This window comes from Sphingobium sp. MI1205, assembly GCF_001563285.1.
Taxonomy (GTDB): domain Bacteria; phylum Pseudomonadota; class Alphaproteobacteria; order Sphingomonadales; family Sphingomonadaceae; genus Sphingobium.
The window spans coordinates 211,941-238,135 of the sequence record NZ_CP005190.1 but is presented as its reverse complement, the minus strand read 5'-3'; the positions used below and the strand labels follow the sequence as shown (position 1 = coordinate 238,135).

General features: G+C 59.8%; 20 protein-coding genes and 4 pseudogenes. 11 read left to right on the top strand and 13 right to left on the bottom strand.

Annotated features, from left to right (window positions below; translation table 11 throughout):
• Window positions 1–132: 132 nt before the first annotated feature.
• Complete coding sequence (locus K663_RS20380) at window positions 133–1,374, top strand: aromatic ring-hydroxylating oxygenase subunit alpha (protein WP_062121761.1); 1,242 nt, start codon at window positions 133–135, stop codon at window positions 1,372–1,374.
• Window positions 1,375–1,932: 558 nt separating this feature from the next.
• Here K663_RS20380 and K663_RS20375 read toward each other — a convergent pair.
• From K663_RS20375 to K663_RS25110, 5 genes and pseudogenes are all read right to left on the bottom strand, one after another.
• Window positions 1,933–2,964, bottom strand: a complete 1,032-nt coding sequence (locus K663_RS20375) for an IS110 family transposase (protein WP_062121760.1) — start codon at window positions 2,962–2,964, stop codon at window positions 1,933–1,935.
• 58 nt (window positions 2,965–3,022) lie between these two features.
• Window positions 3,023–3,151, bottom strand: a pseudogene (locus tag K663_RS24070) (IS3 family transposase); the annotation flags it as partial.
• A gap of 16 nt (window positions 3,152–3,167) precedes the next feature.
• Window positions 3,168–4,235 carry an IS110 family transposase gene (locus K663_RS20370; protein ID WP_062121759.1) on the bottom strand — a complete coding sequence of 356 codons (1,068 nt, stop codon included), beginning with the start codon at window positions 4,233–4,235 and terminating at the stop codon, window positions 3,168–3,170.
• Window positions 4,236–4,409: 174 nt separating this feature from the next.
• Window positions 4,410–5,377 (bottom strand): annotated as a pseudogene (locus K663_RS20365) (IS3 family transposase); the annotation flags it as partial.
• A gap of 54 nt (window positions 5,378–5,431) precedes the next feature.
• Complete coding sequence (locus K663_RS25110; RefSeq protein ID WP_256382213.1) at window positions 5,432–5,566, bottom strand: hypothetical protein; 135 nt, start codon at window positions 5,564–5,566, stop codon at window positions 5,432–5,434.
• Here K663_RS25110 and K663_RS20355 point away from each other — a divergent pair.
• Window positions 5,565–5,786, top strand: coding sequence for a hypothetical protein (locus tag K663_RS20355; RefSeq protein WP_062121757.1), 222 nt, complete (start codon window positions 5,565–5,567; stop codon window positions 5,784–5,786). The genes K663_RS25110 and K663_RS20355 overlap by 2 nt on opposite strands.
• Before the next feature lie 112 nt (window positions 5,787–5,898).
• Here K663_RS20355 and K663_RS20350 read toward each other — a convergent pair whose 3' ends face one another.
• Entirely contained in the window at window positions 5,899–6,117 is a 219-nt protein-coding gene (locus K663_RS20350) for a hypothetical protein (protein WP_062121756.1), read from the bottom strand.
• Between the two features lie 230 nt (window positions 6,118–6,347).
• On the opposite strand from K663_RS20350, the pseudogene K663_RS20345 reads away from it, so the two are divergent.
• From K663_RS20345 to mobF, 4 genes and pseudogenes are all read left to right on the top strand, one after another.
• Window positions 6,348–7,559: pseudogene (locus tag K663_RS20345) on the top strand (IS256 family transposase).
• 630 nt (window positions 7,560–8,189) lie between these two features.
• On the top strand, window positions 8,190–8,480 hold the full coding sequence (locus tag K663_RS23555) for a ribbon-helix-helix domain-containing protein (protein ID WP_083536056.1): 291 nt from the start codon (window positions 8,190–8,192) through the stop codon (window positions 8,478–8,480).
• Window positions 8,470–10,767 (top strand): type IV secretion system DNA-binding domain-containing protein, encoded by a 2,298-nt coding sequence (locus tag K663_RS20340; protein WP_062121755.1) that lies wholly within the window; start codon window positions 8,470–8,472, stop codon window positions 10,765–10,767. The genes K663_RS23555 and K663_RS20340 overlap by 11 nt, the downstream gene beginning before the upstream one ends.
• A 3-nt stretch (window positions 10,768–10,770) precedes the next feature.
• Window positions 10,771–13,794, top strand: coding sequence for a MobF family relaxase (mobF, locus tag K663_RS20335; RefSeq protein WP_062121754.1), 3,024 nt, complete (start codon window positions 10,771–10,773; stop codon window positions 13,792–13,794).
• Window positions 13,795–14,095: 301 nt separating this feature from the next.
• On the opposite strand, the gene K663_RS20330 is transcribed toward mobF, so the two are convergent.
• Both K663_RS20330 and K663_RS20325 read right to left on the bottom strand, forming a co-directional pair.
• Window positions 14,096–14,590, bottom strand: a complete 495-nt coding sequence (locus K663_RS20330) for a type II toxin-antitoxin system MqsA family antitoxin (RefSeq protein ID WP_083536055.1) — start codon at window positions 14,588–14,590, stop codon at window positions 14,096–14,098.
• 3 nt (window positions 14,591–14,593) lie between these two features.
• Window positions 14,594–14,908, bottom strand: a complete 315-nt coding sequence (locus K663_RS20325; RefSeq protein WP_062121753.1) for a type II toxin-antitoxin system MqsR family toxin — start codon at window positions 14,906–14,908, stop codon at window positions 14,594–14,596.
• 465 nt (window positions 14,909–15,373) lie between these two features.
• On the opposite strand from K663_RS20325, the gene K663_RS20315 reads away from it, so the two are divergent.
• From K663_RS20315 to K663_RS20295, 5 genes are all read left to right on the top strand, one after another.
• The gene (locus K663_RS20315) at window positions 15,374–15,991 is read left to right on the top strand and encodes a hypothetical protein (protein WP_235589613.1); all 618 of its coding nucleotides are present in this window, start codon (window positions 15,374–15,376) and stop codon (window positions 15,989–15,991) included.
• A complete protein-coding gene (locus K663_RS24065) occupies window positions 15,988–16,206 on the top strand; it encodes a hypothetical protein (protein ID WP_145902389.1) in 219 nt (72 codons plus the stop codon). Before K663_RS20315 ends, K663_RS24065 begins: the two co-directional genes overlap by 4 nt.
• Before the next feature lie 44 nt (window positions 16,207–16,250).
• Window positions 16,251–16,772, top strand: coding sequence for a sigma factor-like helix-turn-helix DNA-binding protein (locus K663_RS20310; RefSeq protein WP_062121750.1), 522 nt, complete (start codon window positions 16,251–16,253; stop codon window positions 16,770–16,772).
• Between the two features lie 997 nt (window positions 16,773–17,769).
• Window positions 17,770–17,958 carry a hypothetical protein gene (locus tag K663_RS20300; protein WP_062121748.1) on the top strand — a complete coding sequence of 63 codons (189 nt, stop codon included), beginning with the start codon at window positions 17,770–17,772 and terminating at the stop codon, window positions 17,956–17,958.
• A gap of 422 nt (window positions 17,959–18,380) precedes the next feature.
• Window positions 18,381–18,581, top strand: coding sequence for a hypothetical protein (locus K663_RS20295; RefSeq protein WP_062121747.1), 201 nt, complete (start codon window positions 18,381–18,383; stop codon window positions 18,579–18,581).
• 1 nt (window position 18,582) lies between these two features.
• Here the strand turns inward: K663_RS20295 and K663_RS20290 are convergent, their stop codons facing one another.
• The 5 genes and pseudogenes from K663_RS20290 to K663_RS24975 all read right to left on the bottom strand — a co-directional run.
• Window positions 18,583–21,354 carry a conjugal transfer protein TraG N-terminal domain-containing protein gene (locus tag K663_RS20290; protein ID WP_062121746.1) on the bottom strand — a complete coding sequence of 924 codons (2,772 nt, stop codon included), beginning with the start codon at window positions 21,352–21,354 and terminating at the stop codon, window positions 18,583–18,585.
• Window positions 21,355–21,366: 12 nt separating this feature from the next.
• A complete protein-coding gene (locus K663_RS20285; protein WP_062121816.1) occupies window positions 21,367–22,767 on the bottom strand; it encodes a conjugal transfer protein TraH in 1,401 nt (466 codons plus the stop codon).
• A 65-nt stretch (window positions 22,768–22,832) separates the two neighbouring features.
• Window positions 22,833–23,624, bottom strand: coding sequence for a conjugal transfer protein TraF (locus K663_RS20280; protein ID WP_062121815.1), 792 nt, complete (start codon window positions 23,622–23,624; stop codon window positions 22,833–22,835).
• A 17-nt stretch (window positions 23,625–23,641) separates the two neighbouring features.
• Window positions 23,642–24,040, bottom strand: coding sequence for a hypothetical protein (locus K663_RS20275; protein WP_235589612.1), 399 nt, complete (start codon window positions 24,038–24,040; stop codon window positions 23,642–23,644).
• A pseudogene (locus K663_RS24975) lies at window positions 24,021–24,890 on the bottom strand (conjugal transfer protein TraN); the annotation flags it as partial. The gene K663_RS20275 and the pseudogene K663_RS24975, both read right to left, overlap by 20 nt.
• Window positions 24,891–26,195 lie beyond the last annotated feature (1,305 nt).

The window sequence follows — 26,195 nt, the reverse complement described above, 5'->3', positions numbered from 1 at the left end:
CTCACTGGCTCGCGGTGCAGTCCCTACTGGACGGGACGATATCGACCAGCCTCCCGGTCCCCCGCCAGGGGGATAGAGCGACTATCTCCGGAAAGTTAGAACGTAGATGGAGATAGGATGAGGAAAGCTGTAATGACCCTGGAAACCCCCGAGCGCATTCAATCGATGTGGGAAGCGGCAAGCACGCAGATGCGCGCGCGCCGGCACCCTGACGATTTTCCGGCGCTTCCGGATATGCCGGCGGCTCGCTACACTAGCGACGTTTTTTACGAGCTGGAAAAGCAGCATCTCTGGTCGAAGACCTGGCTTTTCGTCGGATTGGCGCATGAATTCGAGGGACCGGGAAGCTATCGGACCTACACGCTCAACGATGCGCCGGTCGTCGTCATGCGCGGACGAGACAATGAACTGAGAGCGTTTCACAATGTATGTCAGCATCGCGGCTCGCTGCTCATGAAAGACGAGGCGGGCGTCTCGCGAAACATGCGCTGCCTCTACCATTGCTGGACCTACGATCTCGAAGGTAAATTGATCTTCGTACCGGACGAGCATTATTTTTCCGGCCTCAACAAGGCTGAACGGAGCCTCAAGCCGATCCGCTGCGAGCAATTCGGGAGCTTGGTCTTTGTAAACTTCGACAATGAGGCGGTGCCGCTGTTGGAATATCTGACCGACATCCCGGCGCTGTGGTCCGACATTCCGCTGAACGATCTCCGGTTGTTCGAACGATTCAGTTTCGAGGTCGACTGTAACTGGAAATGTCTGCAAGATAATTTCGCTGAAAATTATCATGCCAAATATGTGCATGAGAACACGATCGACAAAGTCATCGATTCGAAGACGTCGGCTCTGCAAATGATCCGCGGCGGGCACAACGCCATCGTCATCAAGTCGCGTGGAACTCTGACGAGCGGAATGGGCGCCGCATTCTTCAAGTCGGACGACGACACCGCCGAGCAGCAGGCGAGCAAGCTCGCGGAGATCTCCCGGAGCGGCCAGCGCAGCTATAATGTCTTCCCCAACGCGACTTTTCCGATCGCAGAGTATTTGTTTCCAATTGTGATGGTCTGGCCGATCGATCCCGGCCGATGCCGGGTAGAGGTTTCGTTCGTCAAGACGGGCAGCGGACCAGACAATGAGAAACTGGATCAGGACACCCTGACCTTCTTCCGGAGCTTCATCGGCGAAGATCTTGATGCGCTCTCGGGTATGCACAAGGCCCTCGCCCACGGCGGCATTGATTCGATCCCGCTGTGTTGGTCGGAGCAGTTCATCTATAACCACGAACAGCATATCGATGCCGTCATCGGACGCGAGAACATTCCTGCCGGGCTCGCTGTAGTGGAGGTCGATCTTCCCTACGCGCACCTATAAATCATGAGACACAAGGCTCAAAAGCCTCATCAGCAAAGTCATGTCCGGGGTTTGGTGCTTGCGTGACACATCGGGCTATTTTGTCTCGCAAGCAGGTAACCTAAGCGCGTGTCTGTGCGTGGGCGTGGCGCGTGGCGAGCCCTTAATGAGACGACAATTATGCTCTCGACCGTCAAGATGAACCCTGGACTTGTAACGGTTTTGCGCCGGTCACCTATCTCATTATGCCACCTTGGCTTCGAACGCGAGTGGGCTGATGCCGCCCAGGTATGAATGGCGGCGACGGGAATTGTAGAAGCCGTGTATGGACGCACCCCGACTGGCAAGTGCAGAAATGGAGTGTTTGACAACGGAAGATCGCTTGCAGCCATGTATTCGGCCTGTTTGCGCGGTCATAGCCGCTGGCCCTGATGGGTATTCGCGAACCGGTCCCTATCGTTGATGCGGGCATTAACGCCCTGGGCTTCTATCGGGTTTGTCCGATCCGAGGTCTGCGACCTTTGCGCCATCACTCCTTTCACACATGCAAGCTTCAGCCGTGCATCGTAAACGCGCCCTCTAGGCGATTGCGATGTTGGCTGATTGGTAAACGCCTCCTCGCGCCATAATTGCCCACGCAATGCGAGCAAGTTTGTTGGCGATCGCGACAGCTACGACGTTGGCTGGCTTGCGCTCGATCAAGCTCAGGAGCCAGGCGCTTTGCATGCCTTTGCCGCGCCGGGTCCATCGTAATACCGCATGGGCTCCGACGATGAGGAGACGGCGCATGTAGGGATTGCCGCGCTTCGATATTCCGCCAAGGCGTTGTTTTCCACCACTGGAATGTTCGCGCGGCACAAGCCCGATCCACGCCGCAAATTCGCGCCCAGACTTGAACTGTGTGGCATCGGGCACCGTGGCGGCCAGAAGTGTCGCATTCATGGGGCCGATACCCGGTATGGAAGCAAGTCGCCGACTAACCGCATTTGCACGATGCCATGCCATTATGCGCTGCTCCAGTATCTCGATCTTCCAGCCCAGATCGTCGAACTGGGCAAATAGCAACTGCACCGTATCCCTTGCTTCGTTCGGCAAGACATCCTGTTCGGCAGATTGCAGTGCTTCACGAAGGACTCTCACCCGCTGGACACCTGTGGCGACGACAACGCCAAATTCTGCGGCGGTCCCACGGATCATATTGGTCAGCATTGTACGTTGACGTACCAGCAAATCCCGCGCGCGGTGCAAAGCAAGCGACGCTTGTTGCTCCCGAGTCTTGATCGCCACATAACGGATGCCGGCGCGTTTAAGTGCCTCACAAATCGCCTCGGCATCCGCGCTGTCTGTTTTCGAACGCTTCACGAATGGTTTGACATATTGGGGAGGAATCAGCCGCACTTGGTGCCCCGTGCTTTCAATCATACGAGCCCAATGATGCGAGGTTGAACATGCCTCAATTCCGACTAAGCACGCAGGCAGGTCTTCGAAAAACTGCAGCATCTGGTCTCGTCTGAGCTTTCGACGCAAAACTGGCATGCCGTCGCGATCAGCAGCGTGAACCTGAAACCACGTTTTTGCGATATCGAGACCAATCGATGCAATTTCCGTCATGTTCCTTCTCCTGATCGTTAAATTGCCCCTGCGGCAATCCGCCCCGAACAATTATCAGTCGGGGGGCGTCCATCCCATCATTGATGTACTGGAAGATGGCGGCTTCAGCGTGCCGGCGGGTTGGCCAATTCTGCCGCCAGATGAGTTCGGCCTTCAGGGATTTGAAGAATGTCTCGACGGAGGCATTGATGCTCCTATGTTGGTCAAGAGCCTTTCGCGGCTGCTGGGAGCGGCTTTTCAGCACAGAGGTGTTGGTAGATTTCGCGAGCGATGTACCGCTTGAGGCACCGCCGGATTTCGCGAGGTGACTTGCCTTCGGCGGTTCGGCGCTGGATATATTCGCGGGTCGGCGGATGGTGGCGCATGCGAACCAAGGCGACGCGGTACAGGGCCGCATTCGCCCGCCGGTTGCCACCCCGGTTGAGCCGGTGACGGTTGGTCTTGCCACTTGATGCCGGCACGGGGCACACGCCGCATAGCTTGGCGAACGCGGCCTCGGATCGGATCCGCTGAGGATTGTCGCCCAAGACAATGAGCATGTCGGCGATGGTACCGGTCGACACGCCAGGCGCATCCATCAGTGCCGGTGCGTGGGCACGCACCAACTGCTCGAGGACGGCTTCGTGCTCCTTGATCTCGGCATCCAGCATCAGCCATCGGTTCGCCAATGCGCGTAGCGCCATCTTCGCCGATGCATTGGTGGATACCAGTGCCCCCGGGCGCAGTGCTGCGATCGCGCGGATAAGCGTCATCTTGCCGGTGATGCCGATGAACCGCTCGCGCAACGCCTGTGGCGCGTTCACCAGCATTGTCTTGAGCGTGACCATGGCTTGTGTTCGCGCTTTGAGCGCAGTGTCGCGGGCGATCTTGAGGTGACGGATCATTTCGACGGTGCCATCACCGACTTTGGGCTCACCGTCGGCGTCACCCGCAAGCACGGCCCTTGCAGCGGACTCGGCATCCACGGTATCGGTCTTGCCATATCGACGCCGGAGCTGCCGGTTGATCCGGCCGACCTCAATGACGCGCAAACCCTTCGCAGCCAGCGCGCGTGCGAGGCCGGCACCGTATGAGCCAGTTCCTTCGATGCCGAACGCGTGCACGGTTCCGTGCTCGGTTGCCCAAGCTGCCACCTGGCGATAGCCCTTGCTGGTTACCGGGAACGATGCTGTGGCAAGCCGCGCGCCCAGTCCGTTGATCGCGACCGCGACGTGAACGTCTTTATGGGTGTCGATGCCGATGACGACAGCGTCTGGTGTGATATCATGCATACTGGTCCTCCAGGCGGGTGGAACCCGAAGGCCCTTCGCGAGCGGACAGGACTGTGACGGGACGGCACTCCCTCAGGCTCCTATCAAGTCACGTTTCGCGACGCCCCGGGTGCAGCCTGGAGGGCCGACAGATCAACGCCATGACACGTGGTCAGTCGTAAGCACGGGTCAGACCTTCCAGACTGCATGCATCTTCTCACAGTCGTAACAATTTCCCTTGCCGCTCATAGATGGACGCAGGCCATAGGCCTGCAGCTTTTTCTGATAATCATAAGAGCAATATTGGCTGCCGCGATCGGAGTGGAAAATGCAGCCTTCAGGCGGCTGACGCAGCCGCACCGCCATATCCAACGCCCGGATCGCCAGATCCTTCTTCATCCTATCGCTGACAGCCCAGCCAACAACACGACGGCTGTGCAGGTCGAGGATGACGGCAAGGTAGAGCCAGCCTTCCGATGTCCAGACATAGGTGATGTCGCCCGCCCATTTCCGGTTGGGCGCATCGGCCGCAAAATCTCCGTCTAGCCAGTTCGCCGCGACACCCAGGCGATGGTGGCTGTCCGTCGTGAACTTGTGCTTGCGTGTGCGGACTGGCTTGATCCCGTTGATCCGCATGAGGCGGCCAACCCGGCGCTCGCCAACGTCGAGCCCTGCTTCCTTGAGCTCCATCGTCATCCTGGGGCGACCATAACTGCCAAGGCTCAGACTATATTGCTCCCGGATATGGGCCAGCACCCTCATGTCTGTCCGTTCCCGATGGCTGATCGGGCGCGACCGCCAGGACCGATAGCCGCGCTCACTCACCTGTAGGACACGGCACATCAACTCCACTGGCCAACGGTGCCGCCAGCTATGCACAAAGGCGAACCTCACGACCTTTGGCTCGCAAAGAACTGAGTGGCCTTTTTTAGGACTTCCCTCTCCTCCCTGAGGATACGGTTCTCCAAACGAAGCCGTTCATTCTCTCGAGCCAGATCTGCCTGCGGCGCTGCCACCAGATCCGAGGGGCGATAGTGCGACACCCATTTGTTCAGCGTCGATTTGCCGATCCCCAAATCCGACGCGACCCGTTCGCGCGGCAACCCGCTGGTCAGCGCAATGCGCACGGCCTCCTGCTTGAACTCTTCGCTATGCTTGATCATCTCGTCGGTCTCCTTGAATGAGCCTTAAACTCTCAAGTGACCGGCACAAAACCGTTACAAGTCCAGTTCCGGCCGCAGCAAAATCGGGTCCTCCGCTCCCCGCTTCGCGGCGGCTTCGCCGTCGTTGACCCAGCCACGATCCACATGCCCGCTGACCTCCATCATTTCATTTTGATGAGGAAAACCCATGCACATCAATCACAACGCTTTCGCCGCAGAGGGCACCTACATCGCAGCATTTGCCAACGCCGAGCTACGCGCGATGACGAGCTACTTTCCGCAGCACATCATCCGGGATGAAGAGGGTGGGTTCTTCGCCATTGATGAAGGCGATTATGGCGCTCTGCCAACGACCATCATCAACCGGGTGGTGTACAGCATTCCAGGCAAGCTCGACGACAGCTACTGAAATCTAAAGGGGAGGGCCGGTGAGGCTCTCCCAAAGATATTATGGCCTGGGTCATTGGGCAGGCTGGGCATCGAGCCCGGCCTGCCCATTTTGGTTAGGATCGGTTTGGCCTTCACGCCGCCAGGCGACGCTGAACCTCCTCGAGCCCAAGCTTGCGGATGCGCCCGACCAGCGCTTCCAGATCCTCCAGGGACAGCTTCATCAGGCCCGCTTTTTCGATGACCTTCAGCGAGGCATCTCGTTCCTTTTCAGCGAGCTGCTTTTTGCGTTCGACCAGCTTGGCTTCTTCCGCCGCAATGGCAGCCCGTTCCTTGTCCAGATCTTTGGCCATGGATCATTTCCCATATGTCGGATCGGATTGTGGACGGGGCCGTTATAGCTTCTCCTCAGTCCAGCTCAATCCCTGCTAGCGTCCGCGGTCGTGGTGTAATTTCCTGGTGTAGCTGATGGTGTTGCCGTGGGTGTGGCCGAGGCCACACCCACGGCGGCGCATCTGGTGGCCACCGGGCTCATCGGTAAGGTGGAAGTGTCGAAGCTTCACCAACCGAGGAGTTGATCCCGATGACCGATGATAGACTACCGCTTGCCGAGCTGATGGCGAAGACCGGAGATGGCGACTTTCTGCGCACCGTCGCCGAAAGTGTCCTGCAGATCATCATGGAGGCCGATGTCGACGGCCTGATCGGTGCTGGACGCCACGAGCGATCCGGTGAGCGCAGCACATGGCGCAATGGCTACCGCGACCGCAGTCTGGACACCCGGCTCGGCACCCTCAACCTGAAGATCCCCAAATTGCGGACGGGCGCCTACTTCCCCGGCTTCCTCGAACCTCGCAAGACCGCCGAGAAGGCGCTGGTGTCGGTCATCCAGGAGGCATGGATCGCCGGCGTCAGCACCCGACGGGTCGATGAACTGGTCCAGGCAATGGGCATGAGCGGCATCTCCAAGTCATCGGTGTCCAAGCTGTGCAAGGACATCGACGAGCGCGTGAACGCGTTCCTCAAGCGCCCGCTGGTCGGCGACTGGCCGTATCTGTGGCTCGATGCCACCTACCTCAAGGTGCGCGAGGGCGGCAGGATCGTCAGCGTCGCCGCGATAATCGCTGTCGCGGTCACCACCGAGGGCAAGCGCGAGATCGTCGGCCTGCACATCGGTCCGAGCGAGGCCGAGCCGTTCTAATCCACCTTCCTGCGCAACCTCGTCCGGCGCGGCTTGAAGGGGGTGAAGCTGGTCATCTCCGATGCCCATGAGGGCCTCAAAGCTGCCATCACCCGCGTCGTCGGCGCGACCTGGCAACGGTGCCGCGTGCACTTCATGAGGAACGCACTGGCGCATGTGCCCAAGGGCCAGAACACCGTTGTCGCCGCCGCGATCCGCCAGGTCTTCCTGCAGCCCGACCACGCGGCCGCGACCCAGACCTGGCGCCATGTCGCGGATCAGTTGCGCGGCCGCTGGCCCAAGCTGGGCGCCTGCATGGATGCCGCCGAGCACGACGTGCTCGCCTACATGACCTTCCCCGAACAGCATCGGGTCAAGTTGCACAGCACCAATCCGCTCGAACGCTTGAACAAGGAGGTGAAGCGCCGGGCCGACGTCGTCGGCATCTTCCCCAACGAGGACAGCATCACCCGCCTGATCGGCGCCGTGCTCCTCGAGCAAAACGACGAATACCAACTTCAACACCGCTACATGCAGCTCGAAGGCATGATGGCGCTCGCCACACCCCAAATCGAGGAGGCTCAACCGCTACAGATTACACCCAAGGCCGCCTGACGATGGCGCCCGGTGACCACACCCGAAATTACGCCACATTGACGACGTGACCCAATCCCTTTGATATTGCATGGGAATTGTCCTTGGAGGTGTGGCGGTCGGCGATGCAATCCGCGCTCCTTCCATCTCCCCATACTGTGGCGCACGAGCGCCGGAATAGCATCGTCGTTTGGCGGCGGAACTGCGTTTCGCCTGGAGCCAGTTTTGGGCAGTTTCGCCGCGGCCTAGAGGGATGAACCCCTCATGCAACGGCGAGATATGGTTTGGCCATATCCTTCCGCCCGATGGGCGGAGCCGATCCCTGCCGGATCGGCGACCGGGCCCTGCGGCCGGGTAAGCAGGAGCCGGTTACAGGTAACCAGCGCGCCATTTGCGTGAGTGCCTTCCCAAGTGGTCAGCCAGCACACCGTATGCACCTGCGGTTCAACCAAAATCAGTGGAACCGCACGCAATCCCCGTTTCGGAAGTGTCAGACATTGTATGACAGGAAGTTCAACCTGTATGGCGAATAGTTAAATCGGCCATTAGCCGCGCCTGCACTGTCTGACAACTTGCAATGGGCACGAGCCTCGGCTATCGATATTCCACTTTCGTAATCCCCACCAGCCTCTCTGCTAGGAGGTAGGGTGGATGACAATTAAGCAACGGCGTTACACGGTCCGTCTCGAACAGGATCAGTGGGAGCGCCTTGAGCAGCAATCCCGTAGCCGGGGGGTGCCTACCGCTGATCTCATTCGGACGGCGGTGGACCTACTTTTGTCCGGCGATTCCCTGAAGGACATGAGCCGCCTGCGCCTCGCGCGCATAGGCGAGTTTCAGCACCTCGCCCTCGATGTTCTGATCCGTGAACAATTTCCCCAATATCGCGACCGCATCGTCGCTGAAACCGACAAGCGCGTGGAGCTTTATCATGGCGCGTAAGGACATCCGCGACAACGGCCAGAACATACCGCTCAGTCACCATTCGGCGCGCGGGAACGTCCAGCGCAACTCGGGCAATTTCACCCGTGGAAGCCAGCTCCTGAGTCACGAAATGTTGATGTGGCTGTCAGGCGCGAAATTGCCCGTCATCTTCTGGTTCTTCGTGTTTCTTGGCTGCTGGTTCGGCATCATGTCAGTGAAGCTCGATGAGCATGGTTTTCAGCTCATCTGCATGAAGGTCTATTCCGAGCTTTGGAACTGGGTCGACCTCGATCCGATGAAGCGTGTCAACGTCACTCTGCCGAGCGGCGATATCATTCGCACCATCATGTCCGCCGTGCCCTATATTCCCGACGTGATCCGCGCCTGGGACGTCGCGATGCGAGGGCTGATCGGCTCGTTCCTGCTGTCGATCTTCATCACCGTTCCTGCCGCCATCTGGTTCGTCGACATATCCAAGCGCAGGGGCAAGTCGATCCTTCAGGAGCGGCATGAGCGCGGGGCGATGCTGGTGGACGTCGAATTGCTGCGGTCCGAGATCATCGAGCATAACCGCATCAAGTTTGAGGAGGATGTCGCCCATCTATGTCCCGGCATGAAGCCAAGCGAGGTTTTGCGGCTCCCATTTGCCGAGCGGAAGGGGAGGGGCATCCACCATCCCTATAGCTTGGGCGGCATCCCTTTTCCGCATCGGCTCGAGCAATCCCACGCCATGCTGATCGGCACCACCGGCTCGGGGAAAACGACGGAGCTCCGAAGCCTCGTCGCGCAGATGCGCGAGCGTCAGGATAGCGCGGTCATCTTCGACCTGACCGGCGCCTATGTGGAGTCCTTCTACGACCCTGCGCGCGACACGATCCTCAATCCCATGGACGAGCGTTGCCCTGTCTGGTCCATCTTCAACGACTGCTCTTCCCATAGCGAATTTACTTCCGCTGCCGCGGCCCTCATCCCTTCCGATGGCGGTTCGTCCGAACCTTTTTGGGCGCTTGCGGCGCGCACCTTGTTCATCGAGATGTGCATGCGCCTGATCGAGCGCGGACAGGCCACCAATTTGGCCCTCTCTGAAAATCTGATGACCGCCGATCTGGCGCGGGTTCACCGCTATCTCTCCAACACCATTGCTGACCCGCTGACGGCACCGGAAGCGGCACGCATGGCGGAATCCATTCGCGCTGTTTTCAATACCAATGCGCAGGTGCTGCGCTTCCTTCCCGAAGAGGGCGAACCCTTCTCGATCAGGCGCTGGATCACGGGGGAGAAGAAGTCCGGCGCGATCCTTTTCATCACCTCCCATTATCTCGACCTGCCGATGAACAAGGCGCTGTTGACGCTCTGGATGGACCTTGCCATCAACAACCTGATGTCGATGCCCCGAACGCGGTCGCTGCGGACTTGGTTCATGTTCGACGAGCTGGGCGCGCTTCACCGCATCCCGGCGATTGAAAATGGTCTCCAGACCGCCCGCGCCTTCGGCGGCGCGATGATCTTGGGGCTGCACAGTTTCGAGAAATTGGTGGAGGTTTATGGTGAGCATGGCGCGAAGAATCTTGCCTCGCTCGCACGATCGAAGCTGATCCTCGCCACCTCAGATCTCGACACCGCCGAACAGTGCGCGCGCTATATCGGCAATCGCGAGGTCCGCCAGATGGATGAGGCCTATAGCTATGGCTACAACAACACCCGCGATGCATCGACCCTGACGCCGCGCAAGCAGACAGAACCGCTCGTGATCGCCGACGACATCACGAACCTTCCCTCGCTCCATGGCTTCGTCAAATTTCCCGATGGATTTCCCGCTGCCCGCCTCGTTCTTCACTACCAGGATTACCCATCGGTCGCGCAGGGTTTTGTGCGCCGGAAGAACATCCAGCCGCTGCGGTCGAAACGAGGGGAGGGGGCCTTTGAGGAGGAGCCGCAGAGCGGAGAGGCGGGAGGCCGCGACGGCGCCGCGCAGGTCATCGTGAATGTGAGCGATCCGACCGTCGCGGGCGGCGCGATCGACCAAGTTCGGCTGTCACCCGCTAACGACGATCCGCAGGCCGAGGACGGCAGCAGGACGGATCGCGCCAGCGAACCGCTTGTAAGCAGGGCGGCGCCCTCGCGCACCGATAGCGCCGGCACCGCATCGGAGAATGAGCAGCGCCAAGCGCCGCTGGAGCGGGGCCGGTCAGAGCGCGGCGATCATGAGACCGCGTCCAGCGCCCCGGTCGTTGAGGATCAGACCCTCATTGAACTGCGCCACGATCTCTCTGCCGGCCTAGACACCGACGGTTTCGGGATCTGATCCATGCTTTCCGTCGCACCCGTTCGCTCCGCCTCCGGCGCCGCCAACTATTTTGCGAAGGATAATTATTACACGGTCGAAGGGTCGTCGGAAGTGAGCATCTGGGCAGGGGAGGGGGCACAGGAGCTCGGCCTTTCCGGCCAGGTCACGAAAGATGCGTTCGAACGCATTCTCAATGGCATTCTCCCTGACGGCACCGGTGTTGCCCAGGTGGAGAACCGCCAGTCGGGGACCGACCTCACCTTCTCCATGCCCAAATCAGCCTCAATCATGGCCTATGTAGCCGGAGACCGACATATTCTCGCTGCCAATATGAGCGCGGTGCAATCCACCATGAAATGGGTGGAACAGAACCTCGCCGAGGGGCGGCGGGACATTGACGGAAAGAAGGCCCCGATAAAGACCGGCAACCTCGTCTATGCCTTGTTCGAGCATGACACGAGCCGCGCCCTCGACCCCCAGGGGCATGTCCATGCGGTTATCGCCAATCTGACGCGGATGCCTGATGGGAAATGGCAGGCCCTCCACAATGGCGCGATCTGGAAGGCCAACAGCGTCATCGGCACGATCTACCATGCCGCCTTGCGCCATGAGCTGGAGAAGCTGGGCTATGTGATGGACATGAAGGGCAAGCATGGCACCTTTGAAATTGCCGGTGTGCCAAGGGACGTGATCGACGCTTTCAGTCAGCGGCGGCAGGACATTCTTGCCAAGGCTGCTGAGCTCGGCGTCACGTCACGCGAGGCACTATTTTCGATCACCAAGCGGACCCGCGATCCCAAGCTCAATATCGACGATCGTGATGCGCTGGGGAAGGCGTGGAAGGAAAAGGCCGCCGAGCTCGGTTTTACCGGCAAGGACTTCCTCTCGATGGCCGAGGCGCGCAGCACGCAGGAACGGGCACAGGGCACGCTGCATCGGGGCTATCATGCCATGAAGGAGGTCATTGCGACGGCCTTCGACAAGCTGTCCGGAATCCTCGCGCGGGACGACCCTTTGGTCGATCGTGGACTGGCCCGCATGATGGTCACTGCATCAGCCGCTCGCGCGCAGCTTGCCGTCGCGTCGGCGGTAAGGATTCAGGCCGAGCGCGAGGCCGCCTTCAAGATCACGGACCTTGCCAAAACCGCGCTGGACCTGGGGTTGAAGGGAGTTACGATCGAACATGTCGATCAGCGCATAGCCACGCTGACCAAGCGGGGTACGCTTATACCCGGCGTCGGCCGCGACAGCGACGGGGCCATATCGATGGTGACGACCAGGCAAGCCCTCGCCACCGAAGAAAGGATCCTTGGGCTTGTCGAATCTGGCAAGGGTTCGGCCGCACCGATCGTCGCGGCCGCGGACGCTCCCGCTCGCCTTCAGGCCGTCAGCGTCCATGAGCTAAACGCTGGGCAACTAGGCGCCGCGAGCCTGATTGTGTCCACGGCGGATCGAACCGTGACCATCCAGGGCGTCGCGGGGGCCGGCAAATCAACCATGCTGTCTGCGGTGGCGCGCGTGGCCGAGGGGGAAGGCCGTCAGGTTCTGGGTCTCGCCTTCCAGAACAAGATGGTGGCCGATATGGCGGAAGGGGCCGGGATCAAGAGCCAGACCATTGCATCCTTTGTCCTTGCCCATCAGCGGTTCATCACCGAGCAGAGCGGCTCGCGCTATGAGGAGGTCCGCGCAGGCCTCGCAAACACGATGATCGTCGTCGACGAAACCTCCATGGTGTCGTCGCAGGATATGCTGAGGCTGCACCAGATCGCCGACGCGCTCAGGATCGACAAGCTGGTCCTGGTCGGTGACCGTCAACAGCTTTCCTCGATCGATGCTGGCAAAGCCTTTGCCATGATACAGGCCGGCGGCGGGACCATGGCCCGGATGGACCAGAATATCCGTCAGCGCAACACGCTGCTCCGAACGGTGGCGTCATTGGCAAATGCGGGGAAGGCAGGCGTCGCCATGCGTATCCTGCGGGACAACGTCATTGAATCGGATAGCCCGGCCGAAGATGCAGCCGATCGTTGGCTCGGCCTCTCGGCCGAAGAACGGGAGCGCACAGCGGTCTTTGCATCGGGCCGCGAAGCGCGGGCGGCAATCAATGAACGCATACAGGAAGGCCTGGCCACAGAAGGCACACTGCGCGGTAAGCCGATCAACCTCACTGTCTACGAGCGCGTCAACCTCACCCGCGAGGAATTGCGCTACGCGAAGAACTACCAGGCGGGCCAGACGTTGGAGGTCGGGCACGGCGGTGCGCAGGATGTCGGTCTGAAGCGTGGACGCTATGAGGTGGTCAAGGTCCACGCCAACGGCAAAGTCGCCCTTCGTAATGGCCGCGAGCGCCTCCTCTTCGACCCCCAGAAGCTTTCCATGCAGAAAACCCGTGACCGGCTTCAGCTGTCGGAAAAGAAGACCATCCAGGTCCGGGCGGGCGAACGCATCCGCTGGACCGCCAACGATAAACCGCGCGACCTGCACAATGCCGCCATTGCCAAGATCGTTGCAATCGATGGGAGCGGCGTCACGGTCGAGACGGCAGCACAGCAGCGGATTACCCTGGGCGTGTCCGATCCGATGCTGTCGCGGGTGGACTTGGCCTATAGCCTCAACATGCACATGGCGCAGGGTATCACGACTGACAGGGCCATCACGGTCATGGCCAGCTATGAAAAGCATCTCTCCAATCAGCGCTTGTTCAACGTTGGTGTCACCCGTGTTCGTGATCAGCTGACCATGATCGTCGACGACAAGGCCAAGCTCGAACGCCAGCTTGCCAGCAATCCTGGCAACAAGACCTCCGCGCTCGAAACCGTCGGTCGGCTCGACATTGATGGCAAGTCGGACGGGGCAGCGCGCGCCGCACGGACAGGGGAGCTGGGTCTTACCGATGGAGCTCCGTCATCGCCGAGCGATCGTGCTCAGAGTTCGGGGCCTAAGAGCAACGACGTAGCCGCTGCCGATAGGCAGGGCCGCTCGCAATCCGATCGCGCAGAAATCTTCCCTACGCTCCCTGACCGGAGCCTTGGCCTCGATCTTTAAGGAGACCACAGCAGCCGATTATTTTCTTCCGCGCAGGTCCTGTAGTCCGACGCTAACAACCGGGGGGCGCCGGCGGTGTCGGAGGGAGCTTCTGCTCGGCTGTGGGCCTCAAGGCCATGACGCTGGCGAGGCAGTACCATGCTGTCGCTGGTCGAGGTGGAGACGGGCATCAGAAGCCGTTTCTGTGGCGCCAAACTGAGAGCCGAAGCGGGACAGACCCGCAATGTGCTGATGTAGGTCCGCCATAGGGATGAAACTTAGATAGGCAGATTCTGCGGGCTGAGTGCGATCGTCGCCCTTTTTATGCTTGCAACTTGCGTTCGGTACGAACGCCGCGGCGGGCGGGAACCGCAGGTAAAGCGACCGATGGCTTTGGATTGGCCAACGTGCGCTCTTTGAACGGGGGACGAAAGGCTCGCAGCGTTTCTATCTCATCGGGGTGGCGGGCAAGCAGCTCAATGAGACCAACGGCAGCCTCGCTCGGCGGCGTAGCGCCGCTCTCATATTTCTGAAACGCGCGTTTACCTCCACCAATGATATGGCCGGCTTCTTCCTGTGTAAGGCCGAGCTTCTTGCGGACGGCCCTCACATGTTTGGCATAGGCGTCCCGAAGCGACTTATAGGCCTCATTTGAGGCTTTCAGGTCGGCACCAGTATGGACGGAATCGCCATCGTCATCGGGATACCAGCCCGGAACATCGACGACCTGTGACATTGAACCGACCCGCACCGTCTGCTGGCGGACATCACGCCGCAGCGACTTTCCGGTCTCAGGATGAATTCGGGTTTCTGACACGTCTCAAACCTCCTTGAACGACGTAAGCATCACGTCGACCAATGTCTCGCCGGCAAACTTCAGATAAAGATACAAGCCATCGCAAGGGATGTGGTAAGTGTCGTGCCAATTGCGCGGGTTAACTGGGTTATGAGCCGTTTCCGACTTCACGAAGTCACCCGGATCCAGTGCTTGTACGACATCAACGATATCCTCCAGCGAGTAACCAATAGCCCGGGCATCGCGCTCCGCCTTGCCCGTGATCTCCAGCGATTCCGCATCCGCGAATTTCACCTTGATCGCAGCGAGGTCGTGGTGCGGCTTTTTCTTTACCGTCAATGGATGTACACCTTCAAGGTCACTTTTTCAAGGCCGGCTTAGCCGACATCCTCTCAGGTAGGAATCAGTCGCTTGGCACCTTTGGTTCCTCTCGGCGCTGTAACTCATTCTCGACCGCCTCCCGAATGAACAAGGCAAGCCGCCTGTTGCCGACCAGCGCTTCAATGCGTCTGATCGTCTCTGCCGATAGCCTGATCGTTGTCGGCTTCATTCCAAGCGGTGGGCGTCCCATCGTTTCGGCGCTATCGGCCATACGGGCAATCTCCAAGCCAAACTGGTTGACGCCACCGTTTATTTCAATATACGCCGTCGTTTATTGGATAAACGGTTGCGTATATTGGGGCAAGCGAGATTGTGACCCGCATAGTTGCAATGCTGACCGCGAATCGTGCGGAGGTACTGCGGGCATCGCGGCTTCCCCCGAACTCTTCCTTGGGCTGCCGAAAATACAAAATGGAGGTGCATATGGGTGACAGTCCTCCCACCAGATCACGACGCGCAATGTTGCGCGGTTTGATAGTCTCGCCGGTTGCCGTTGCCGCGGCTGCCAACACGTGTTGGGGCGAGGCTGTTGCTGCGCTCCACCACCGATACGACGACTGGCCCGCAGAGATCGTACGCAGTGGGGAAGGGCAGCGCTTAAGCCGCTTCCGCTATCACAATGCGGAGTCCTTTTGCCTGGGAATCGACCACGGCCTGTTTGCCAAAGACGCCGGGGAAATGCTTTACCAGGCCGGCATCGTCGGCCAGTTGGCAATTTCATCGCATTTGCTGGATATCGGTTTCGCCGACGAGTGGAATGCGCGCAATATCCGGTTGGACGTCGGGAAGGCACTTGCCTATGCAAACGCGACAGGCCTTGGTCATCACTGTCCCGACATGGCGCGCCTTGCTGCCATTCTGTCGCCCTATTGGAAATGGGGCCGTGCGCATCGACTTGATAATCGGCAACCCGACAGCGGCGGTTTCACTGCGACGCAGGTACGCCCGCTGCTACGCGACCTTCTCGACCGCGTGCAAGACGTGACGGGGCACCCGCGTCCAGTCGGCTCGAGGCGCGAAGAGCAGGAGGCACAGGCATGACGAGGCGCACCAATATGGACCATCTGTTATCGCTGGTTCAGCGCGATCTGCGCAACGTCACGGCAATGCTGTTCGAGGCACAGCCGGGCGTACCGGATCAGAAGTACCGAACTCGCACGGGCGATAGAGTGTGCGGGCTTACTGCATCAAAGGGTGGAAAGCCAATGCGGCCAACCGCTTGCCACGATAGCTCGCGCAACAGGAGAATTCTGTGATGTTTGAACGCGCGAGATTGACGCCCGCCGCATACGCAGGAGCTATGGCGCGGCTGCCGGTGGTGACCAGGGTGATCTATCTTCTGCACCGCCTGGATGATCTTCCCTATGAGGAAATAGCGGTTCGCCTGTCCATCGAGCCTTCCGCGATCGAGGCATGCGTCGCCGAGGCACTCGCCATGATCACCGTGATGCTCGATGGCGAAACAACAGAGCGTCGGAAGGCCGCTGAAATCGAAAGAGCGGAATCGGCATTGCAAATCCGTTATCGGGCATATTGCGAAAAGACATTGCACGAGCTGGGCATCACCGGCATCATTTTATGGGATGGTGATGTAGTCGACGACCAAGCCGTGAAGCAAATGTTGCTATCCTCGATGCCCGAACATTGGCGCAACACATTCATACTCAATAGCGTGGAGGGATTAAGCTACGCGGAGATCGCCAAGCGGCGCCGCACGCTCCAATGGGTCGTCAGGCGCCACGTGCTGGGCGCCATCCGTCATATCGCCAAGGGGCCGTTGGGGTTTGAGTGTTGGCTGAAGGATCTCGCGACGGTTAGGTAATTGGACCGCTGAACGACAAAGCTGCTTTGGACCAGAAGCGGCGCGATATGATCGGGACCCTGCCTTTCCGATCCAGTTCAGCGACTATCGTGGGGCACGGACCCGAGTTTTTCCACAAGGCGGAACAGCTGGGGCTGAAGGGGACCGCCTCTAAGCTGGCGGTCAGCCGATATCGCGCTGGCTATTCCACGTCATGGCTGAAGATTAAGGCGTTCGCTGTCGAGCAGTTCGTCATCGTCGGCACAGAGCAGGGCTTAGGCCTACTATGGCGCATTGCGCGCGCGAGGCGCTGCACGGCGTGGAAGATGCTGGCGGTGCCATGGTCACGCTCAACGCGAACGAGCGCGATCGTTTCTGGGCAGCGATCGAGGGCCAGCGCCGATCAACGCCGCCAGTGGCCATAGAGAAGCGGAAGGCAGCGCAATGGATTACGCCACTATTGCGCGCGAAGGTGCGACATCTCGGAGGCGAAGAGAAGGTGCGGCACGCGACCATGATGGAATTGCTGCAGCCTCTTAATCCATGTCGGAGATTTTCATCCCTATGAGACATGGGTTTTCGACCAAGCTGAGAGTATACTGGCGGACAGGCGCAAAGCCTGTGAAGCCCCGCCAGTGACCCCTGCTGCGGGGCTTCTTCTGTAGCTGCGGGACGCCAGCTCAAACAGGCAGTTTCCGGCGCGGGGCAGCCCGGAGCGGTGGTGCTCTGATCGACGAAAAGACACGCGAAGAGCTAAATGCTTGTTTGCCCACCTATGCCGTTTCTGAGGACGAGGCGGATAACTTTTACGCCTGCCCAGCGTGTGGCCAGCTGGTGGACATGAGGCGGCTAGGGGATGTGGTGTACCACGCCGAGGAGGAGCACAAGCCGCTGCCGGTGAATGATCCATGAGATGGCGCTTTTAGCTCCGGCATGTAGCTATCCAGGCCGCCGCCGCGCAGCCGCTAAGGATCATTAGCCGACCGACTGCGTTTCAGTATCGAAACGGAGGACGGCGATGATCGCGGAATTTACCCTGGGCGACGGCAATCCGGTCACGATCAACATGGACCAGATCGATTATTTTCAGCCCTGCGACGATGGAACGCTGGTCGTGTTCGCCGATGGTCGTCAGCTTGAACTCACCGAAAGCTATGACGCTATGGCCGAGGTGCGCCCGGTAGGGACTGCTGGCCGATCGCGTTGAAAAAGGCGTGTTGCAGATCGGAGTTGGACGGCGACAGGGCAATGCTTCGCGGAGCAATCGAGCGCGCACTTAATTACAGGGTGCAGCGATGACCAGCGGTGCAGCTTTGCCTGAGGTGTGGCATTGCACCCGGGTCCGGGAAGTGAGCGACGCGGATTTCTCCTTTCCGGGCATTCAGCAGCGAACCACACTCACATCGAAGCTGGTCGGCCCCCCCTTCGCGGCATCTCTGTGAAGACCAGCGTGCCGTTCGGTCTCTTGCCCAAACGATCTAGCGGCGCCCAGACCGGGAGCGATCAGTTGCAGATCCTATGACATGTCCAAAGCTGTTGCGGTGCTGAATGTTGGACCATTCGAATTCTCCTATCACATTGAAAACACGTCTAGAATGCTCTATGAGGGAACCTCCGGAGGTTTGTGGGATGTTTGACATCGATACCTATCTGACGACCCAGAATACGCTGGGTGGGCCGATCATCAAAGTGGTCGATCAGCCTGTCTCCTATGGCGTTCACGACGAAATCGATGAGGGAGGTGGGCTTTCTGCCGGTGTGCTGATTGGGAAGGGAATCTCCTTGATCCTGATTTCCGGCATGCTCCTCTACTTCTGTCTAGTGCGATAGATTATTCATCGGGCGGGCTGGTTTCGAAAAATTTCCGGCTGGTCTCCCCGTTAACGTCGCTTTGCATGTTCATGCCCGCCTGAATGTGACCTGCGCGTCCGGCCTGTGATGCTTGTCTAACGGCCGCATAGGTTTTCTGCCCTTCTGCGATGATCTCGACTGCCAGGCTCGGATCACCCAACGCTGGCCCCTTCGGCAAGCTTCCGACACCGCCAGGATGATAGGATTTCTGCACGTCGTCAAAACCGCCCATCGTGCGATGCGGCACGTCTACGATGTCCGGCCCACGAAGGCGGTCCTGTACTTCAGCACGGACTGAATCCCGCTTCTCTCCCATCCAACGGTTTATCATGCTATCGCGGACTATGCGTTGGTGGTCGGTCAGATCGGTTGCCCATAGCTCCGGCGCGTCGAGGCCAGGATTGCTTGCTTGCTCCTTGCGATACCACTGCGCCAGATCCTGGCTTAGATTTTCACTTAGCTGCATTCCATGGGTTTCGGCATAGCTGGCGTCGCGGGAAAGCTGCTGGGAGAGCTCTTCGAGCTTATCTGCCGACTCCTGATAGGAGCGGGCCCGTGCAAGCGCATCTTCCCGTCCTTGCGACGAGGAACTGGTCGTCGATGCCCGGTCAAATGACCCGCCCTTTTCATATGTGCCCTCAGATGTCGAAGCGCTGCTTCCGGTCGAATGTTCGTCACGTACGCCGCTGAAGGAACTGCTAGATTCATCCGCTGACCGCGTCTCTTTGAGAGATTGTCCCAACTGATCGTTTTGGTTTGCAGTAATCCCAACTCGACCGTCGATTCCAGAGCCCAAACCGGACTTACCGCCCTTGCCGAAACTCAACTGACCACCGAGACCTCCCGAGACATTTTCGTTCCAATTAGTTGTCCAATCCCGCCCTCTGCTTTCTGATTGGCTAAGTCCTGTCGATGACCGCTGGTCAATGCCGCTGGAACTGCTGCCGGTTTGCCGGTCGGTTTGCTCGACCGATGTGCCCGAGCTGCGGCCCACGCTGGTGTCCCATCCGTTTGTTCGCTCGGACGACACGCTAGACGAACTACGATCGGTATGGGTGCTTGTGAGAATATCGCTCGCGGCGGCCCGATACGCCTGCGCCTGCCGATGCGCCTCATGCGCCTGCTCCCGCATTTCGGACACGAACCCGGTATTGGCAGTCGGCGTGAACCCAAGCCGGGAGATGGCATGAGAAGTATCAATCACCTCCTGCCCATTGCCGAAGCTTGACACGACCCCGCCATTTTCATGACGCCAGCTATAAGCAGTCCCACCGGCCTGATAGGAGGCCGCCGTATTCCACTGGTCGCTCTGCCGCATATTGGACGTCTGGTTCGCCCAGCTCACATTCCCATAGGAATAATTGCCGGTGGTCTCCTCCAGCGCCGCCGCCTCCGCCGCGTTCTGAGCCGGCGCCAGCATCGACATGGATTGCCCTGCGATGGACATGGCCCCGCGCGCCAGACCCGCGGCAAGGAAGGGTACGCTCATGAGCATGAACCCCGCGATCGTCGCAGTTTCCGCGTTGACCGCGCCGATCCCGGCATAGGTGCCAAGCGTCACGCCGCCCTTGGCAACGCCGGTGGCGGCAACCTCCGCCCGCGTCATGCAGATCATGTGCAAGATTACATAAAGTGGACCCCAGGCAGCGAGATAGAAAAACCCCGTCGCATATCCCTTCAGCGCCGACAGGCCTGTCTGCGGCATCAGAAACAGCGGAAAGATGACCGGGAACATGGCAAAAAACACGACCGTCAGCACGATATTAAGGATCGGCACCCAGGTCATCGCCTGCTGGGCAATGCTGTTATAGGTGTTGCGCGCCTGAATGTCGGCGCGGGTTTGCGCAAATGCGTCGATCGCGCTCCCGCTCATATTGTTGCGGGCCTGCATAAAGGCATTGATTGCGGTGTTCTGCCGCATCGTTTCGACAAAGCCGGCGGTCGATTGGGTAAAGGCCTGATTGGCGATCGGCAGGTCACTGCGGAGCTTGGCTTGCGCGATCGCTTCCGAGAGCTTGGGATAGAGTTCCAGCCCCCAGATTTTGGAGTTGGACTCGATCATCGACGCCCATTGGGCATCGAGCATGGAGTAAGCGTCCTTGCACGTCACGATATAGGGCGTGACCGTGCCGCCGCTGCGCTCCAGCCATTCCTGCGACCGGGATCCCGCATCCGACGCGATCGCGCCCCACAGGTTGGTGGCGTTGGCAAGGTCGGTCAGCGATTTCTGGTACAGCATGATGTCGCCGAAGACGCACTGCTTCATATAATGATCGAGATTGGCGGAAAACTCGGCATCCCGTATATTGAAATTGCGCGTCGCGTCGAACAGCCGGGCGCCGTAGATGAGGCCATTGCTGCTATAGTTGAGTTCGCTTGGGCTCACGAACACGGTCTCGGCCGTGCGGGTCAGATAGTCGCCAATCTGGGTCGTGAAGCTTGCGAGCACCCCAAGGCCCAACGGCACGTTGGCGACCGTCGCCGGCGCCAGGCTTGGATTGACCCGGTCAGTGACCTTGATGTCGACAGTCGGTACCATCAGGCATAGGTAGATCGTGGTGGCCTGAAGGAACCAGTTCAGCCAGGCTTTATAGTTGAGCGTGAACGCCACCACGAGTAGGGAGTAAATGAGGCCCATCACCATGATCACCCGGATCATGGAGCGATAACCGCCACCCCCGGTCCAGGCCGCAACCGCGTTGAACGTGTTGACGAGATATTCCCCGCCGCCGACTGTGAAGACTTCCAGCATCCGGTTCGTCTTTTACCGGATGCCTTGCGCGTTCAGGCCGCGCGAGAAGTTGAGCGCGGCCGCCATGCCCGGCGACATCGTATTTTGCAGTGTCGACTCCAAAAACACGCTCCGGTTGATGACCTGATAGGTGAGTTGCAGCTTGTTGTTGAGCTTCACCTCCCGCTGCCCGAACTTCTGCCGGGTAGCAGCGATCTGCGCCTTCCACTGCTCGGCCGTCGCCTGATCGGCCGTCTGATAATGGACCTTGGACTGCTCAACCCGATCGAGCATGTTATCGAGCATGGCATTCAATATGTCGACCGCCACGATCTCGGAGAGTGCCTCAATCTCTCCATCGGTCAGCGCGTTATGCGCGAACGCCTGCACCGTCAGGATCTTGTAAAGGGGGATCGTCGCCATGTTGAGCAGCTGCTTCTCGGCAGCCGTCAGCGTGCCGTTGGTGCGGGCCTTCATGCTCATATTGCTGACCATCTGCCGGATGCGGGGACGCAGCGCTGCGGATGCGGGAACCGAAAGGGTGGTTTCCCCCACATCATAGCAATTGCTGTCATTGCATTTGAGCACCTTCACCGCCGGAGCATTCTGCGTCCCATCAAGCAAGGCGGTGACCACGGCGTCTTCGGCCGGGCCGAACATCACGACATTGCCACCAACGCTGGCGCTGGTCGACGGCCGGGTGACGATGGTGCCGACCAGGGTCATGATATATTCCGAGAAATCTTGATCGAACGCGCCAAATTTTGCGGATTTCTTGAGCGCTTCCCAGGTGTAATTATGGTTCTCGCCGACGAGCTGGTCCTTCATGGCGGCGTCCGAATTTCCGGCGATCGTGCTGTCGCGGCTCCCGCCATTGTTGCAGCCTTGCCGGGAGGCGGCCCAGTCGGAGAAGATGCCTTGAGAATTACCCACGGCCTCACAGATCGTCGCCCGGGTGGTGTCCATGGTCGGCCAGATGCCGCCGACCAGCGCCTGCGCCGTTTCGCAGCTGGAGATGTTCATCTGATTCAAGAGCTGCGCCTTCTGGCTAAACTCGTCCATCACCTTGCCGATCTCGGGGGAGACGGAGTCGATCGCGAGCTTGAACGCGAACCCAAGCGCATTATTGGCCGTCGCCTTCAGCATCGCCACGATCTCCGAGGCATTTATAAAGGAGAAGGAGCCTGAGAAGAGATCGATGCCGCCGCAGCCTGCCCGCGCACTGGGAAGCTGGAGGTTGAACGGCGACACGCTTTTCTGCGGGAACCGCGTCCAGACATTGCCCATGGAATAATAGCCCGCCGACTGGCCCTGGAAGGCGGAGGGACCGGTGACATTGGCAGCGCCCCCCGCTTCGCTGAAGAAAACGTTCATTTCCGAGGCGACATTGGCGTTAGCAACGCCCGTCACAGCGAAATGCGCGGCGGCCATCATCCCGATGGTCGATCCCGCGCTGTTCAGGAAACGGCGAACGCGGCCGGGCTTGCCATCCTGCTCCATCAGAAGTCGCTCCCCACCTTGGTGTTGGTCAGCATGAAGATGCGGTCCATGATCTCGTCGCCCGAAAGGATGCCGAACCCGACCGGTATGGCCCGCTTGGTCGCCGTGTCGAACAGCACCAGCGCCGGCGTCTCGTTGCCGGGGACGCCCATGCGCGCGCGCTGCCCGGTATCGACCACATAGTTGGGGAAATCGCGGCTGGGTCCGCCATCCATCGAAACCGCCATCACCGCCATGCGGTGGCTATCGGCGACCGAGCGCAGGATCGGTGCGAATATGTCGCAGGCGCCGCAGCTCTGGGCGTAAAAATAGAAGAGGCCATAGCGCTGGCCAAGATTGGTGAGCACCGCATCGCGGTCGGCCTTGCGGTTGTCGAGCCAGGCGCGCTTGCCCACCGTGCTCACTGGCCGCTGAAGCGTATAGTCGAGGTCGGGATTCTGCCACAGCGCGCGCTGCCAGGTGTCGGAGAAGGTCGAGGCGCGATCGAGTTGCTCGCGTTGGAACTGGACATAGGCGATCACATTGGCCTCTGTCGGTTCCAGGATCGCCTTGGCCTTGAGCTCATCCAGTTCCTTGGTGATCGCAGCCATGCGATCGGCCGCGCTTGCCTTCGGCGCCTCCGATGCCTGGCGTTGTGGGGCCTTGGGCTTGCTGCAATAGAACCACTGGCCGAGCCGGCGCTCACCGCAATAGAAGTCGTCGCCCTGGCCCTGCCTGTCGGCGGCATCAACACCGCCTGCCTCCTGCGCGCGCGCACGCGCTGCCAGCGGCGCAAGGGCCAGTAGCAGCATCGTCATTCCCATCGCTTTCATGAGCGTTCCTCCGCAACCGGGCTGCCGAGCTGGTCATGGGGCAGCCGCAGGATGGACAACATCAGGGCGACGTCGACCAGGCGTGTGCCCTGATCCAGCATGCGAATGAGCCCGTTCATCAGCGGCCGGGCGATGGCGCGGCCCTCATTGCTCGCGCGCAACCGATCGCCGCGCTGCAGCAGCCATCCGCGTGCGAGCATATGATCGAGGCAAGCCTTGAGTTCAGCTGGAGCCACCATGTGCTCAACCCAGAGGCTCACTTCCTTGCGCACATTATCGCGCCAGAGCGGCGCATCGTTGCGATAAATGCGGACAAACACAGCCAGTTCGAAGGCGGTCATATTCCACCCGAAGGGCTGCGCGCGCGAGGGGAGATCACCGACTATGCAGTTCATAATAGTCCTGTATCTTCTGTTGAATGTCGTTCATCGTCTGGACTTCGTCGGGCATTCGCGCCGCGTCCATGAAGTCGGAATAGACATCGGTGAAGTCCATCACCGAGAGGTCAAGTCGCGAGAACTCGTCGACGGTGAAGCCCTCGCACTGCTCGGTCTTGGGTTTGCCGAACGGCTTGCTGATCTGCGGTCGGCCCTGCTCCTGGAGAATGCGCGAGAGCTTGCTTTCAAAGCAGCAATAGGTCTTCCGCTTCGTCTCGCAGACCCCCAGGATGCTGGAGGAGCAATAGCTGCCAACGAAGGTGCAAAAGCCCATGCGATCCTTGACGTCGAGCATCTTTTCTTCGGTCGAGCATAGGAAGGTGGTGAGAAACTGCGTGGCGACCCCAGCCAGTGCGGCGACATTGCCGCTGATCGCGCCTGCGAGCGCGGCGCCGCCAATGCCGAGCGGTAGCATGCCGGACACTTTGCCTGCGCAGCAATTAACGACGCCGAAAATCGGCTTGTGGCAGGTGTCGCGGGTGCCGGGGAACACATGCATGTCGTCAGGATCGTAATCCTTGCCCGCCGTATCGATCGCGTGCAGCGCGGTGAGCGCGTCCTTAAACTCGCTCGATGCCTCCCGGTTGATCGCCTCGCAATCGCCATTGAAGCAGTAGACATCATCGCCGCAGACATATTTGGGCGGTTGCTGGACCGTCCCGCCCGGCACCGGGCAGCGATAGACTTTCTCCATCATCTTGCAGCCGTCGGCCGAGGGGTTGTCGTCAAGGCAATTGTCATATTTCCAGCTGCATTGGGGATTGCCCTGGAGCGCGCCGCAGTCACTTTGTGGATCTTCGGTATAGCAGCTGCCGCCGGGGTTGGTTTTGGATCCTTCCGGACATTGCTGGTGCGAGGCGGCGGGCTGGCTGTGGGTCTGGGAGCAGCTCTGGCCGGATAGGGTGAAATTGGCCGGGCAATAATAGATGGGCTGCGCGACGACGGTTGCGGTGCATGTCGATCCTGACAGCACGAACCCGGTCGGGCAGGAATAAATCGGGGAAGCCGCCTGATCTTCGACACGGGTGCAGGTCGTGCCACTCAGTGCATATCCGTTGGGGCAGGCATATACCGGCGTGCCGGGCACGCTATTCGTGCGAGAACAGGCTGTGCCGCTGAGGTCATAGCCAGCAGGGCAAGAATAGCTGACCGATGCTGCGATCTGCTCGTTCACACTGCAGGTCGTGCCCGACAGCGTGCCGCTGCTCGGGCAGCTATAGTGGACGGTGGCCTGGCGGTATTCAGATTTTACGCATGTTTGCCCTGATAACATATAGTCGGATGGGCAGACATAAGTGACGGTCGCGCCGGTCACGTTGGTGCGATAGCAGGTCGTGCCCTGTAAGACACCGCCCTGCGGGCAAGTGTAGGTGACGACGCCGTTTTGAACGACGTTCGAGACGCACTGATTATAGGCGGGATCGAAATTCCAGAGTGCACTCGGACATGTATAGGTGGTCAGCGGCTTGTAGAGGCACCAGCTGTCGCCATATTTCTTTTCTTCGCGAAGAAATTCGATGCTGCCCGGATTGGTGCTGGTAGGTGCGCACTTCCTGTTTGCAAACTCGGCCTTGCGCATGACGCAGTGCGGACCGCCGGCAAAGCCTGATGGATTATAATAATAATAGGGGCAGGCATAAGCGGGCGTTGCCGACGTGGTGTTGGTCGTCACACATTGGCTGCCCTGGACGGTCCCGCCATTGGGGCAGCTATAGGTCGCGGTCGCCGCATAATTCGCGCTTTGCGAGCAGGTCCCATTCTCAAGGCTATAGCCCGGCGGGCAGGAATAGCTTTCAGCAGCCGGCTGCGACACTTGGCGGCTGCAGGTCGTACCGTTCAAAGTCCATCCCGCCTCGCAGCTATAGATTGCCGTGGCCGCGTAGCTGAAGTTGCGGACACACAGCGTGCCCGACAGCGAGGAGTCGGCAGGGCAGGAATAGACCGGGGTTGCGCCGGTGATGACGGTCATCTGGCAGACCGAGCCGGCCAAGTGATAGTCGCTTGGGCAGCTGAACCCAGTCTGATCGGCGCTCTGCGTGAGGCTCCGGCTGCACCGGCTGCCATTCAATGTCCAACCGGAGGGGCAGCTATAGGCGCTGACGTTGGCTGGCTG

Excerpts from the sequence above, each read along its gene's own strand:
- K663_RS20380 (WP_062121761.1), top strand. The coding sequence starts at position 133 with ATGACCCTGGAAACCCCCGAGCGCATTCAATCGATGTGGGAAGCGGCA.
- K663_RS20375 (WP_062121760.1), bottom strand. The coding sequence starts at position 2,964 with ATGACGGAAATTGCATCGATTGGTCTCGATATCGCAAAAACGTGGTTT.
- K663_RS20370 (WP_062121759.1), bottom strand. The coding sequence starts at position 4,235 with ATGCATGATATCACACCAGACGCTGTCGTCATCGGCATCGACACCCAT.
- K663_RS20355 (WP_062121757.1), top strand. The coding sequence starts at position 5,565 with ATGCACATCAATCACAACGCTTTCGCCGCAGAGGGCACCTACATCGCA.
- K663_RS25110 (WP_256382213.1), bottom strand. The coding sequence starts at position 5,566 with ATGGGTTTTCCTCATCAAAATGAAATGATGGAGGTCAGCGGGCATGTG.
- K663_RS20350 (WP_062121756.1), bottom strand. The coding sequence starts at position 6,117 with ATGGCCAAAGATCTGGACAAGGAACGGGCTGCCATTGCGGCGGAAGAA.
- K663_RS23555 (WP_083536056.1), top strand. The coding sequence starts at position 8,190 with ATGACAATTAAGCAACGGCGTTACACGGTCCGTCTCGAACAGGATCAG.
- K663_RS20340 (WP_062121755.1), top strand. The coding sequence starts at position 8,470 with ATGGCGCGTAAGGACATCCGCGACAACGGCCAGAACATACCGCTCAGT.
- mobF (WP_062121754.1), top strand. The coding sequence starts at position 10,771 with ATGCTTTCCGTCGCACCCGTTCGCTCCGCCTCCGGCGCCGCCAACTAT.
- K663_RS20315 (WP_235589613.1), top strand. The coding sequence starts at position 15,374 with ATGGGTGACAGTCCTCCCACCAGATCACGACGCGCAATGTTGCGCGGT.
- K663_RS24065 (WP_145902389.1), top strand. The coding sequence starts at position 15,988 with ATGACGAGGCGCACCAATATGGACCATCTGTTATCGCTGGTTCAGCGC.
- K663_RS20310 (WP_062121750.1), top strand. The coding sequence starts at position 16,251 with ATGGCGCGGCTGCCGGTGGTGACCAGGGTGATCTATCTTCTGCACCGC.
- K663_RS20300 (WP_062121748.1), top strand. The coding sequence starts at position 17,770 with ATGATCGCGGAATTTACCCTGGGCGACGGCAATCCGGTCACGATCAAC.
- K663_RS20295 (WP_062121747.1), top strand. The coding sequence starts at position 18,381 with ATGTTTGACATCGATACCTATCTGACGACCCAGAATACGCTGGGTGGG.
- K663_RS20290 (WP_062121746.1), bottom strand. The coding sequence starts at position 21,354 with ATGCTGGAAGTCTTCACAGTCGGCGGCGGGGAATATCTCGTCAACACG.
- K663_RS20285 (WP_062121816.1), bottom strand. The coding sequence starts at position 22,767 with ATGATGGCCGCCGCGCATTTCGCTGTGACGGGCGTTGCTAACGCCAAT.
- K663_RS20280 (WP_062121815.1), bottom strand. The coding sequence starts at position 23,624 with ATGCTGCTACTGGCCCTTGCGCCGCTGGCAGCGCGTGCGCGCGCGCAG.
- K663_RS20275 (WP_235589612.1), bottom strand. The coding sequence starts at position 24,040 with ATGAACTGCATAGTCGGTGATCTCCCCTCGCGCGCGCAGCCCTTCGGG.